Source organism: Cohnella faecalis (assembly GCF_003570905.1).
GTDB classification, from domain to species: domain Bacteria; phylum Bacillota; class Bacilli; order Paenibacillales; family Paenibacillaceae; genus Cohnella; species Cohnella faecalis.
The window spans coordinates 1,674,099-1,686,993 of sequence record NZ_QXJM01000039.1; the positions used below are offsets into that span (position 1 = coordinate 1,674,099).

Consider the following 12,895-nt stretch of genomic DNA (forward strand, 5'->3'; position numbering starts at 1 on the left):
AACGGAAGTTGTGAATCAAGAAGTTGACAACGGAGCATTAGCCTTTGGCTAACGCTAACAGTTGCAACAGGTTAAGCTAATAAGGGCGCACGGAGGATGCCTAGGCGCCAGGAGCCGAAGAAGGACGCGACGAACAGCGATATGCCTCGGGGAGCCGTAAGTGGGCTTTGATCCGGGGATTTCCGAATGGGGAAACCCAGCTGCGGTAATGCGCAGTTACCCTTGACTGAATACATAGGTCATTGGAGGCATACCCGGGGAACTGAAACATCTAAGTACCCGGAGGAGAAGAAAACAAGAGTGATTCCGTCAGTAGCGGCGAGCGAAAGCGGATTAGCCCAAACCTGAGAGCTTGCTCTCAGGGGTTGTGGGACGTCTCACATGGAGTTACAAAGGAGCAGGGTAGACGAAGAGGACTGGAAAGTCCCGTCAAAGAAGGTAACAACCCTGTAGTCGAAAGTCTGCTCCCTCCGAGACGGATCCCGAGTACCGCGGGACACGAGAAACCCCGTGGGAATCCGGCAGGACCATCTGCCAAGGCTAAATACTCCCTGGCGACCGATAGTGAACCAGTACCGTGAGGGAAAGGTGAAAAGCACCGCGGGAGCGGAGTGAAAAAGAACCTGAAACCGTGCGCTTACAAGAAGTCAGAGCCCGATCTAGGGGTGATGGCGTGCCTTTTGTAGAATGAACCGGCGAGTTACGTTCACGTGCAAGGTTAAGCTGAAGAGGCGGAGCCGAAGGGAAACCAAGTCTGAATAGGGCGAATAAGTACGTGGTCGTAGACCCGAAACCGTGTGATCTACCCCTGTGCAGGGTGAAGGTGCGGTAACACGCACTGGAGGCCCGAACTCGTGAGCGTTGAAAAGCTCTGGGATGACGTGGGGGTAGGGGAGAAATTCCAATCGAACTCGGAGATAGCTGGTTCTCCCCGAAATAGCTTTAGGGCTAGCCTCGAGGTTAAGCATCATGGAGGTAGAGCACTGATTGGGTGCGGGGCCCGCCAAGGGTTACCAAGTCCAGTCAAACTCCGAATGCCATGTATGTATACTCGGGAGTCAGACGGCGAGTGCTAAGATCCGTCGTCAAGAGGGAAAGAGCCCAGATCATCAGCTAAGGTCCCCAAGTGTGTGTTAAGTGGGAAAGGATGTGGAGTTGCGAAGACAACCAGGATGTTGGCTTAGAAGCAGCCACCATTTAAAGAGTGCGTAATAGCTCACTGGTCGAGTGACTCTGCGCCGAAAATGTAACGGGGCTAAACACACCACCGAAGCTATGGCATGTACAGCAATGTACTTGGGTAGGGGAGCGTTGTATGCGGGTAGAAGTCAGACCGTAAGGACTGGTGGACTGCATAGAAGTGAGAATGCCGGTATGAGTAACGAAAAGATCAGTGAGAATCTGATCCGCCGAAAACCTAAGGGTTCCTGGGGAAGGTTCGTCCGCCCAGGGTAAGTCGGGACCTAAGGCGAGGCCGAAAGGCGTAGTCGAAGGACAACAGGTTGAAATTCCTGTACCACCGTAAATCGTTACGAGCGATGGGGGGACGCAGGAGGGCAAGGACGCGAGCGGATGGAAGAGCTCGTCCAAGCAGCAAGAGGGTAGCATAGGCAAATCCGTGCTACGTAACCTCAAGCTGTGATGGGGAGGGAAAATTGCAGTACCGAAGGTCCCGTGCTCACGCTGCCAAGAAAAGCCTCTAGCCAGATGAAGGTGCCCGTACCGTAAACCGACACAGGTGGGTGAGATGAATAGTCTAAGGCGCGCGGAAGAACTCTCGTTAAGGAACTCGGCAAAATGACCCCGTAACTTCGGGAGAAGGGGTGCCCCGGTAGTGTGAATAGCACGAGGGGGCCGCAGTGAAGAGGCCCAAGCGACTGTTTAGCAAAAACACAGGTCTGTGCGAAGCCGTAAGGCGAAGTATACGGGCTGACGCCTGCCCGGTGCTGGAAGGTTAAGGGGAGCGGTTAGGGGCAACCCGAAGCTGTGAACCGAAGCCCCAGTAAACGGCGGCCGTAACTATAACGGTCCTAAGGTAGCGAAATTCCTTGTCAGGTAAATTCTGACCCGCACGAATGGCGTAACGATCTTGGGCGCTGTCTCAACGAGAGATCCGGTGAAATTTTAGTACCTGTGAAGATGCAGGTTACCCGCGACGTGACGGAAAGACCCCATGGAGCTTTACTGGAGCTTGATATTGAACTTTGGTACGGTCTGTACAGGATAGGTGGGAGCCTTGGAAGCCTGAGCGCCAGCTTAGGTGGAGGCGCCGTTGGGATACCACCCTGATCGTATCGGAGTTCTAACCTGCCACCCTTATCGGGTGGAGGGACCGTGTCAGGCGGCCAGTTTGACTGGGGCGGTCGCCTCCTAAAGAGTAACGGAGGCGCCCCAAGGTTCCCTCAGCGCGGTTGGAAATCGCGCGAAGAGTGCAAAGGCATAAGGGAGCTTGACTGCGAGACCTACAAGTCGAGCAGGGACGAAAGTCGGGCTTAGTGATCCGGTGGTACCGAATGGAAGGGCCATCGCTCAACGGATAAAAGCTACCCTGGGGATAACAGGCTTATCTCCCCCAAGAGTCCACATCGACGGGGAGGTTTGGCACCTCGATGTCGGCTCATCGCATCCTGGGGCTGAAGTAGGTCCCAAGGGTTGGGCTGTTCGCCCATTAAAGCGGTACGCGAGCTGGGTTCAGAACGTCGTGAGACAGTTCGGTCCCTATCTGTCGCGGGCGTAGGAAATTTGAGAGGGGCTGTCCTTAGTACGAGAGGACCGGGATGGACGCGCCGCTGGTGTACCAGTTGTTCCGCCAGGAGCATCGCTGGGTAGCCAAGCGCGGGAGGGATAAGCGCTGAAAGCATCTAAGCGCGAAGCCCGCCTCAAGATGAGATTTCCCAGTATGTAAGACCCCTGGAAGAACACCAGGTTGATAGGCTCGGGGTGGAAGCGCGGCAACGTGTGCAGCTGACGAGTACTAATCGGTCGAGGGCTTATCCTACAAACACAGGTAAGAGATGTTTTCTCGCTCATTTCGTTTTCGCATCCGGTTTTCAGGGCGCAAGCCTTGAAACAACGCACGACTGCAACGTATAGCGCAGCTATACAGCCTGCAGCCATGCGGCTTGTGACGACTTCGTCGCACGATCGGTCTGGTGATGATTGCGGAGGGGTTCCACGCGTACCCATCCCGAACACGACCGTTAAGCCCTCCAGCGCCAATGGTACTTGGACCGCAGGGTCCTGGGAGAGTAGGACGTCGCCAGGCAAACGAAAAGACACCTTCTTAGGAGGGTGTCTTTTTCTATATACGATGTTTGTTAGTGATTTCGCCAAGCATTCTCGTTAACCGGGAGTCAGCCGGTTGCGCGGGCGTAAAGAGGATATGCGAAGCCCAATAGCCATGCCTCAGCCGGTTACGCGAGTGGAACGATGTGTGTGAAGCTCAATAGCCATGCTTCAGCCGGTTACGCGAGTGGAACGATGTGTGCGAAGCTCAATAGCGATGCTTCAGCCGGTTACGCGAGTGGAATGAGAGTGTGGAAGCTCAATAGCGATGCCTCAGCTGGTTACGCGAATGGAACGATGTGTGCGAAGCTCAATAGCGATGCCTCAGCTGGTTACACGAGTGGAACGATGTGTGCGAAGCTTAATAGCGATGCCTCAGCTGGTTACGCGAGCGGAATGAGAGTGTGGAAGCTCAATAGCGATGCCTCAGCTGGTTACGCGAATGGAACGATGTGTGCGAAGCTCAATAGCGATGCTTCAGCCGGTTACGCGAGTGGAATGAGAGTGTGGAAGCTCAATAGCGATGCCTCAGCCGGTTACGCGAATGGAACGATGTGTGCGAAGCTCAATAGCCATGCCTGAATCGGTTACGCGGGTGGAATGACGTGTGCGAAACTCAATAGCGATGCCTCAGCCGGTTAAGCAAGCGGAACGAGAGTGAGCGGTATTATTTGGTTTTGCCCGATCTGCCCGACCGTCTCCAATGAAAAATGGGCGCTTCGTTGTCTAAACATCGCCAAATCTTCATAAAGATGAAGGCAGGGAGAGTGAAAGCGATGGACGAGAAGATAGCGCGGTTTTATCAGCTCAAAAAGCAGCATAAGGAAATCGAGCAAGAAATGGCGGATTTGCGCGGAGACATACTGACGCTATGCTCGGGGCTTGATGTTACGGAGAGAGATGCGGGAGATTTTCGGGTGAAATTGATCGGGCAGGAGCGAAGAGAGTACGACGACCAGAAGCTGTACAACGCGCTTCCGGATGCGAGCGTGTGGCGGCTGTTGTCCAAGGCCGATGCGACTAAGATAGCTGCTTTGATTAAGCTGAATGTCATTTCGGAAGAGGTCATACGAGAAACGTATACGATCAAAAAAGTAACGCTATTGCAAGTGGAACGTAAATAAAGGGGAAATTTAGTAATAAAGGATGCGCAATTGGCGTCGCAAGGAAGAAGAGGAAGAAGAGGAAGAACAGCGGCGCGGACTAGAGGAAAAGAGAAAAGAATCGCTACGAGGAAGAGGAAGCGAAAGAAAGTAACAGTCAAGATGAGCAGGCTGACTATCGCGACAATGACGATCATATTCCAAGACCCGGCAGCAGGCGCTTGAGCATGGCGAGCGCTGCCGGGTCTCTTTGCCACATTTTTCTTTCGCCCTTTGTCCATTTATGTCATAATAATATTATTAACTTGATTGTAAGGTGATTCCGTTCATGAGCCCATCCGAGAATAATGGATATTCCGCCAAACGTTATCGAACGCCCGATGGCGCTCCGGCGGATATCGTCATTTTTACTATTGTGTCGTCTCCGAAAAATACGATTCAGAAGTCATTGCCTCTACGCGAGCTGCAGGTCATGCTTATCCAGCGGAAGGCTTGGCCGTTCGAGGGGATGTGGGCGCTGCCCGGAGGCTTCTCGAAGGAGACGGAAACGCTTCGCGAGACGGCGATGCGGGAGCTGGAGGAAGAGACGGGAGTCGAGAACGTCCATTGCCAGTATTTGAATGTCTACAGTACGCCCGGCAGAGATCCGAGAGGCTGGATCATCTCGCATGCCTTCTTTTCCATGGTGCGCGAAGAGCTGCTGCAGCATCGGCGCGCTGCGACGGATGCGGCGGACGTTAGGCTCTTTTCGGTCGATGAAGCGTTGGAATCGCTAGAGCTTGCGTTCGATCATCGGGACATTATCCGGGATGCGTTGGACAAGCTGAAGGAAGAGGTTCTTCGTACGACGCTTGCCAAACAGTTTTTGCCCGACGAGTTTACGCTAGGCGAGCTATATCAAGTGATCCGGACGATAATACCTTCCTTTCAGGAAGATAATTTCATACGCAAGCTCAAGACGACTCGCCGCCAAGGAATATTGGAGCCTGCGCTGGACGCCGAGGGAGCACCGGTTTATTCGACGCAATTCTCGCAGCGGCCGGCACAGCTATTTCGTTTTACAGGCAATGAGCCCGAATGGTCGATCTACGGTTAATCGATCCCGGTTCCTATACTCGCATGAACGATTAGGAGGAGAATGAACATGGCCTATCGGCCGAATCCGATCGACACGTCTTCGATCGTACTAAGCGAGGATGTCCTCGAATTAACCGAAAAGCTTGCCGAGAACGCACACGACGAATGGGCGCTGCAGCGTCTGTCGGAGGGCTGGACCTACGGACCGGAAAGAAACGACGCGCTGAAGCATCATCCCGGTCTGGTGCCTTATGCCGATCTGACCGAGGGCGAGAGGGAGTACGACCGGATTACTGCGATGAAGACGTTGAAGGCGCTTCAAGCGCTAGGCTATACGATTGCTTTGAAAAAGTAAAAAACGATTTTTCCAAAATCCGGGATAATTTCCCGGTTTTTTTGGTTTCGGCAATAAAAAAGGGAGGTATTCGGACCTATTTTGTCGAATAAGATGTGCTTCATTCAGTGAAATCCGTCTTTTTCCAATCGTTCGAATAAGGAGACCGACAAGTGGAAGCGAACCCGCAGAATAGCTTCATCAATCATGTGGAATTAACCGGAACCTTGCTCCACATCCCGATCCAGCCGAAGATGACGACGGTTCCGATCTATAATATGTCTTTCCAGACGATCCGCCCCAAAGGAATAATCGACCAGCTCGATCTTGTCTTGTTCGGCAACGATCAATTTCATAAGCAATTCAAGATAGGCGACCGAATCCGGTTGGAAGGCTTCATTCAGAGCAACAACTACGACAAGAAGGGCTACAAGGTCGAGCCGCTCCATCAGGCAGCCGTAGAAAACTACTATGAGCTGTTCGGCGAATATCCCTCCGACATAGTCCCGACTTACAACAAAACGTCCATTATTAACTGGAACAAGCTATTGAATGCAGGCCTGGTGCCCGCGATCCCCGACGATTCGATGTATGTCTCGCAATCGATCAAAAGACGCGGAGCCGATATGAAGAGCGTATATTCGTTGAACGAGCATCGCACCGTTACGAAGTCGACATTCCATATCAACTACCAGGTCGTTATTCAGCAATACAGACATGAAGATCAGCCTCCTCATCCGCTGAAGGGCGATCTTAACCGTGTGCATATGCAAGGAAAAGTGGATCAGGTTCTTTATTACAATCCGGCTTACGGTCCGCGCAAGGTCCCTTTCTTGAGCCTTCGGGTATTCGTGAACGCTTATGGCGTACAGAGCTTTATACATGTGGTGTGCTGGAATCAACTGGCGCAGAGCCATCAATCTCTGAAAAAAGGGGATATCGTCTGGCTCAAAGGATATTTGCAAAGCCGGGAGTACGATAAAGACGTCAGAACGACGAACGGAAAGGAAAAGCAAGTGACCGCCATTACGCGGGAAGTGAATGCGACCGATTTCAAGCTTCTAGCCCAAGGAGATTCATCCCGATGACTAATTTCGCCGCAAGTACCTACCATCAGCCCCGCTCGGTAAGAAGCATTCGCGTGTTTATCTCGTCGACGTTCTTGGATATGTCGGAGGAACGGGACGAATTGGTGCAAAAGGTGTTCCCCGAGCTGCGCAGCCTTTGCGCCAAACGCGGCGTCGTATGGAGCGAGGTCGATCTTCGTTGGGGCATCCGGGAGGAGCAGGTCGACAAAGGGCTCGTTCTGCCGCTCTGCCTGAAGGAGATCGACAATTGCCAGCCCTTTTTCATCGGAATGCTGGGGGAGCGTTACGGTTCTATTTCCAGGCACGAAATTCCGCAGGAGCTCCTTCGCGATTATCCGGAAATCGAGCCCTACCTGGGGCGTTCGATTACCGAGATCGAAATTCGCCACGCGTTGCAGAGGCCGCAGGAAAGCAGTCACTCTTACTTTTATTTCCGCGATCCGTCGTTCGTTACAAGGACGAGAGAGGATAAGCGGCATTTGTACGAAGAGCGCATCTCGCCCCGCGAGGAGCTGACTCTGGGGAAAGCCCAAGCCGAAAGCCTTGCCGCTGAAAGAAAAGCGCTGTTAGAAGGATTGAAGCAAGATATTCGGTCGAGCGGAGCGCAATGCCGCGAAGGCTTCGCTGACAGCCGGCAATTGGGCCAATGGGTTCTGGAGGATTTCACGAAGCTGATCGACCGATTGTATCCGCAGGATCGACCGGCCGACGCGGCGGAACGCGAACGGTACGAGCACGAGATTCATGCGATGAACACGACCGGCGACGTCTATATCCGCAATAAGGACTATTTTGAAGGCTTGAACGATAGAGTGCTTACGCAAAGACGCTCTGCGCTCGTTCACGGTATTTCGGGCTCCGGCAAGTCGTCCTTGCTCAGTCACTGGATCAAGAGCGTCGAGGCGTCCGAGCCGGACATTCATGTCGTAAAGCATTACGTCGGCCTGACGAAAACGAGTGCAAGCTGCATAGGCACCGTTCAACGACTGATCGGCGAGCTGAATGCCCGATTCGATATGAACGTGCCGGTGCCGCTCGATGTCAAAGATCTTCGGGACGCTTTTTTTCAATGCTTGCGCGCCGTGCCGGAGACGGAGACAACGATTGTAATGATCGATGCCATTAACCAGTTCGAAGATGCCGACGATCATGAATTTTTCAGCTGGCTTCCGACCGAGCTGGGCTCGCATATTCGTTTTGTTCTTTCTTCAACGCGAAGCGGACCGGAGGAGCTTGAGGACTGGGAGTCGATGGAGGTCGGCTTGCTCGGCGAAGAGGACAAGCGTCATCTTCTCGGTCAGTTTCTGTCGGTTCGATACGGCAAAGAGCTGGAGCCTCGCCATATCGAACAGATCGTAGCGGCTCCGCAGACCGAGAACCCGTTATATCTTCGCGCGCTGTTGGAGGAGATCCGCTTGATCGGGGATCGAGGCTCTTTCGACAAGCAGCTGGGGGATTACCTGTTAGCGCCGACTCCCGATCTTTTGTACGATCAGATTTTGGCAAGATACGAGCGCGTATACGGGGACGGTTCCGGCCGTCAATTGGTCAAGGAGGCTCTATCGCTTATCGGCGTGTCCCGTTCGGGGCTGTTGGAGCAAGAGCTGCGGGATTTGCTGGGGAAAGAGGGGGAGCAGCTGTCCAGCAGCTTCTGGTCCCCGTTCATGGTCGCCGTCGAGCCTTACTTGACGAACCGGTCGGCGCCTCTGCGCATTTATCACACCTATATGAAGCAGGCGATCGAGCGCCGATATTTGAACGAATCGGCTTCCGCTGCGGCCAGACGAAAAATCGCCCGCTATTTCGACAGCGATCCGCGCGCGACGGATATGGAGCGCAAGCTGGACGAGCTCCCTTGGCAGCTCATACGGCTCAAAGAGTGGGGGCGATTGAAGGAGCTTTACAAAAATCACGATTTTTTGCTGGCGGCCTGGAAGAACGATCCTTACGATGTAAAAATCCATCTGACGACGCTCGAAAACGAGACAGTGTCATGGAAAAAGGCGGGTACCCCGATCCGGCTGACCGAAATGTACTCCGATGTGTTCAACCGGCCGGAGACATACCCGCTGACGCTTATTTCCTTATTGGCTCAATGGATGGAGGCCCGTTCTCCGGACCCGGCGCTGAAGCTGAACGTTTTCCTGGAGAACGTCTACCGGGAAACGGGAAATACCCGTATGCTGCAGCAATCGCTGTATCGCCAAGCGGAAATACTTCGCAATCGGGGCCGGATCGAGAAGGCCGCGGTCAAAGTGGCCGCGCAGCTGGAGCTTTGCCGCGATAACGGGCATCTCGACGGCTTGCAGGCCGGACACGGCTTGATGGCGGACATTCTCATTCAAAAGGGGCAATACCCGGGCGCCGAGAAGCATCTCGGAGAGCTTGAGCGGCTGCTGGCGGCTATGCCGACTTTCGAAGGGCGGCGCCTTTACTTGAGCAAGCAGGCGAAGCTGAATCGAATGCGGTTTCGTCTTGACGAGGCGGACGAGCAGCTGTCCGAGCTTCGCAGCCTATGCATCGCGGCAGGCAACAAGGATGCGCTTCAAGAGTGTCTCGGCGAGCAGATGCTATTACTCAAAGAGAAAGGGGCCTGCGGAATTCCCGGAGCGCTGGAAGAAGCGTTAGCGCTCGTGGAAGAGCGGAAGCAGATTTGCGACCAATTCGGCAATCAGTACGGTCTTATGGTATCGCTTGCTTACGAATCGGATATTTATTGCAAATTGGGCGATTTCAACAAAGCGAAATATTCGGAGAAGCACCAGAAGGCTTTGAATCGAGAGTTTCGGAGCCGGCATGTGGAGCAGTTAATATGCGGCGTTCAGGCGCGGGTCGAATTTTACGGCGCGGGTAAAATCAAAAAAGAGAAGAAGGGCACGCATTACAACCAGATGAAATCCAACATAGCGCTGGCGCTTCTGAAGGATAAGGAGACGATCTGCAAGGAGCTTGGGCTGTTCGAGGAATTGCAGGACGCTTACGACATGCAAGGGGAAGTTCTTTACCGGGGCTTCGGCACCCAATATGTGAAGGAAGCGATCAAGAAGAGGGAGCTGCAGGAAGGAATATGCCGCGATATCGGCTATACGATGGGGTTGCAGCGCTCCTTGCATGGCAAAGGCCACGTCTATTTGTCGATTTCCGACTTCGACAGCGCTATGAAAGCGTTCGGCGAGCAGCTTGCCCTTTTGCGTCCGTTCCAACTTCCGCACTATAAGCAGACGGCGCTGGGCAGCATGGCTAGAGCGCGGATCGGCTTGTACAGCGTCAAGAAGGACAGAGAGCTGCTGCATCGGGCGCTTGAGGATTTGCAGGAGCAAGAGAGCTTAACCCGCGACATCGCTAACGAAGGGGGCATCCTCTTCTCCATCGACCTTCAGGCCGAAACCTACCGCCATCTGGGCGATCGTACGAATGCGCTTCAGACGATGGAGAGATATATTCTGGCCGCGGAGCAGTTCGGCAGGGAAGAGGAGAAGCTCAAGGGAGAGAAAAAACGGCAAAAGTGGACGACCGAATTTACGGCGGGAGAGAGCGCGGAAAAATCGGCGAACGAAGCGGCCCCGGCTTCCGAAGGCGCTACGCTGACCGAGCCGGAGCTGGCGATGCTAGCGAAGATCGGCGGAGCGGGGGCGTCCAGGGAGCGACATTTGTTCGATTTGTCTCAGCCGTTGCCGATCAGCCAAAAAATCATGACCCGACTCCATGCGATAGGCTTCGTCGTCCGTGAACGGATCATTTACGATTCGCGCAAATGCAACATCTACCGACTATCGGAAAAAGGCGCGGCTTATTACGAGATGGCGTTCGGTCAAGCTCCCGTTCCTGCCGAGCTGGATGGACTGCAAGGAAGTCCGTTCGGAATGGAGCAGGCTTTCTTCGAAGCGGAATTGTTCGACAGCCTCGCGCGTGTAGGCGGCTCGGCCGGTTCTCCGCGAGGACTCGTTCCTATCGAGATCGAAGGCGGGAAGAGCTGGCTGTACGTGCATCGGCACGGCCGGCGCGATGAGGAAGCGCTGGCTCTGTTCGAAGAAGCGCACGGCTTCGACGGCAATCGAAGCTTCTATCTGGCCGCCGACGACGAAGAGCTTTTGTACGGTACGGTTATGCCGTTGTTTTACCGATGGCTGCTGCGAAAATACGAGCATTGGAGCCTTATCGAAGGGGAATATATCGTTCATTTCGTACCGCCGGCATTCGTGCTGAGCTTCAGCCAAGATATGCGGCCGCATACCGTGAAGGTAAGCGCCGCCAAGCTTAAGGAGGTCTAACGGTGACAGACCGCTGGAGCGAGGGAAATCAGACGCTTGCTCCGATTCTTGTCGGAGTAACCGGTCATATCGATTTGATTGAAGAGCAAATTCCTAAATTGCGCCAGCTTGTTAAAGAAACACTCTTATCTTATGCGCGGCAATATCCGAACACTCCGATGATTCTACTGTCGCCTCTCGCTGCGGGAGCCGATCAAGTAGCGGCGGAGGCTGCGCTCCAGCTTCGCGATATGGAAGGGCTGCAAATTCAGCTTTACGTTCCGCTTCCTATGCCGAAGCTGGAATATTTGAAGCATTTTCCGGACGAAAAATCGGTTGACAGGTTTCACGATCTGCTGGAAATAGCCGACCATCATTACGTCATTCCCGCGGTGGAAGGGATCGAGCAGGTGATCGAGAATAGGGAGACTTACTATTCGAAGGTATCGGACCATATAACCAAATATTGTCACATCCTGATCGCTCTATGGGACGGCATCGAAAAATCGTCGCTCAAGGCGGGAACGTCCTATACGATTCGCAGCATGCGGGACGGCATCGAATCCGAATTGACCGACAGCAACAAGCTGCTCGACCCGGTCACGAGCGGCATCGTCATTCGCATCCGTACGCCCCGGCAATCGAATCCGAATATTTTGAAGCCGTTGACGGTGGACGAGCCGATTTACCCGACGAATTTTCCGTTCGAGACGGGTCAAGAGGTTTTCGGCCGAATTTTGCAGCATATCGAGCAGTTCAATGAAGATGTACGCCGCGAAGAGAACAAGCGCACGCGGACCGATCCGAGCGACGATACGCTGGGCTGGAGAAGCCGAACCGCTCCGGGACCGCTGCAGCGGATCGCGAAGCTGTACGAGAGATGCAACGAATTCGCGATCCGGCTCAAAAAGCAAAGAATGGCCTTATTTCGCAACTTGCTGACGCTTGCGGTTCTGCTCGTCTGCTTCTACGAATTCATGAGCATGTATCCGTTTCTTGTGGCCGGATACGCCGTCTTGCTTGGCGCGGCTTACTACCAGTACAGAAGAGGCCGGAAGCTGGAGCTGCATCGCAAGTTTCTCGATTACCGCGCGCTGGCCGAAGGGTTAAGGATTCAATTTTATTGGTCGTTGAGCGGTATCGAGAAGGATGTATCCGACTTTTATTTGTCCCAGCAGCGCAGTGAGGTGGAGTGGATTTGCAGCGTCATCCGCTCTCAGCATTATTTGAATCAAGCGCATCGGGTACCGAAATACGATCATCTGCAATGGGTGAAGGACAATTGGATCGGGAAGCAGTATATGTATTTTGTGGATTCCGCCCGCAACAACCAAGAGAAGGGAATGAAGTCGGCAGCCCGTTTTCGCTTGCTGTTCGTGTCGGGAGTACTTCTGATTTTCTCGATTTACGCGGGTAATTTGTTTTTCGATTGGTTTCAAATGACCGGCGTCGCCTCTTGGCTGCTCATACCGGCGGCATCGCTGGTCGCTTATTCGATCGCTTACAACAATTACAGCCAGCAGCAGTCGTACAGCTACATCGTGGCCGAGCATTCCAGAATGGCGACGCTGTTCGAATACGGCCTCAAAAAAACGAACGAATACTTGAATGCGGAAAAACCGGAATCGGCACGAAAAGTCATTCTGAAGCTCGGTCAAGAGGTATTGGACGAGAACGGCTCATGGGTGTACATGAACCGGGAGCGCGATATCCATCTGCCGACGGGCTTCTAGACATCAAGAATCGGCAACAGGGAAA

At 53.7% G+C, this 12,895-nt stretch carries 6 protein-coding genes and 2 rRNA genes; all 8 read left to right on the forward strand.

Features of this window, described 5'->3' with window-relative positions:
- The first annotated feature begins 69 nt into the window (after positions 1 to 69).
- Positions 70 to 2,998 (forward strand): 23S ribosomal RNA (locus tag D3H35_RS20665).
- A gap of 150 nt (positions 2,999 to 3,148) precedes the next feature.
- Positions 3,149 to 3,265 (forward strand): 5S ribosomal RNA (rrf, locus tag D3H35_RS20670).
- A 796-nt stretch (positions 3,266 to 4,061) separates the two neighbouring features.
- A complete protein-coding gene (locus D3H35_RS20680; RefSeq protein ID WP_119151253.1) occupies positions 4,062 to 4,409 on the forward strand; it encodes a hypothetical protein in 348 nt (115 codons plus the stop codon).
- A gap of 307 nt (positions 4,410 to 4,716) precedes the next feature.
- Positions 4,717 to 5,484, forward strand: a complete 768-nt coding sequence (locus D3H35_RS20685; protein WP_119151035.1) for an NUDIX domain-containing protein — start codon at positions 4,717 to 4,719, stop codon at positions 5,482 to 5,484.
- Between the two features lie 48 nt (positions 5,485 to 5,532).
- Positions 5,533 to 5,820, forward strand: a complete 288-nt coding sequence (locus D3H35_RS20690; protein ID WP_119151036.1) for a RyR domain-containing protein — start codon at positions 5,533 to 5,535, stop codon at positions 5,818 to 5,820.
- Between the two features lie 152 nt (positions 5,821 to 5,972).
- The gene (locus D3H35_RS20695) at positions 5,973 to 6,887 is read left to right on the forward strand and encodes a single-stranded DNA-binding protein (protein ID WP_119151037.1); all 915 of its coding nucleotides are present in this window, start codon (positions 5,973 to 5,975) and stop codon (positions 6,885 to 6,887) included.
- Positions 6,884 to 11,158, forward strand: coding sequence for a DUF4062 domain-containing protein (locus tag D3H35_RS20700; protein WP_119151038.1), 4,275 nt, complete (start codon positions 6,884 to 6,886; stop codon positions 11,156 to 11,158). Before D3H35_RS20695 ends, D3H35_RS20700 begins: the two co-directional genes overlap by 4 nt.
- A 2-nt stretch (positions 11,159 to 11,160) precedes the next feature.
- Positions 11,161 to 12,870: a hypothetical protein gene (locus D3H35_RS20705; protein WP_119151039.1), complete on the forward strand. Its 1,710-nt coding sequence runs from the start codon at positions 11,161 to 11,163 to the stop codon at positions 12,868 to 12,870.
- The last annotated feature ends 25 nt before the right edge of the window (positions 12,871 to 12,895 follow it).

Coding starts and splice junctions, on each gene's coding strand:
- D3H35_RS20680 (WP_119151253.1), top strand. CDS start 4,062: ATGGACGAGAAGATAGCGCGGTTTTATCAGCTCAAAAAGCAGCATAAG.
- D3H35_RS20700 (WP_119151038.1), top strand. CDS start 6,884: ATGACTAATTTCGCCGCAAGTACCTACCATCAGCCCCGCTCGGTAAGA.
- D3H35_RS20690 (WP_119151036.1), top strand. CDS start 5,533: ATGGCCTATCGGCCGAATCCGATCGACACGTCTTCGATCGTACTAAGC.
- D3H35_RS20685 (WP_119151035.1), top strand. CDS start 4,717: ATGAGCCCATCCGAGAATAATGGATATTCCGCCAAACGTTATCGAACG.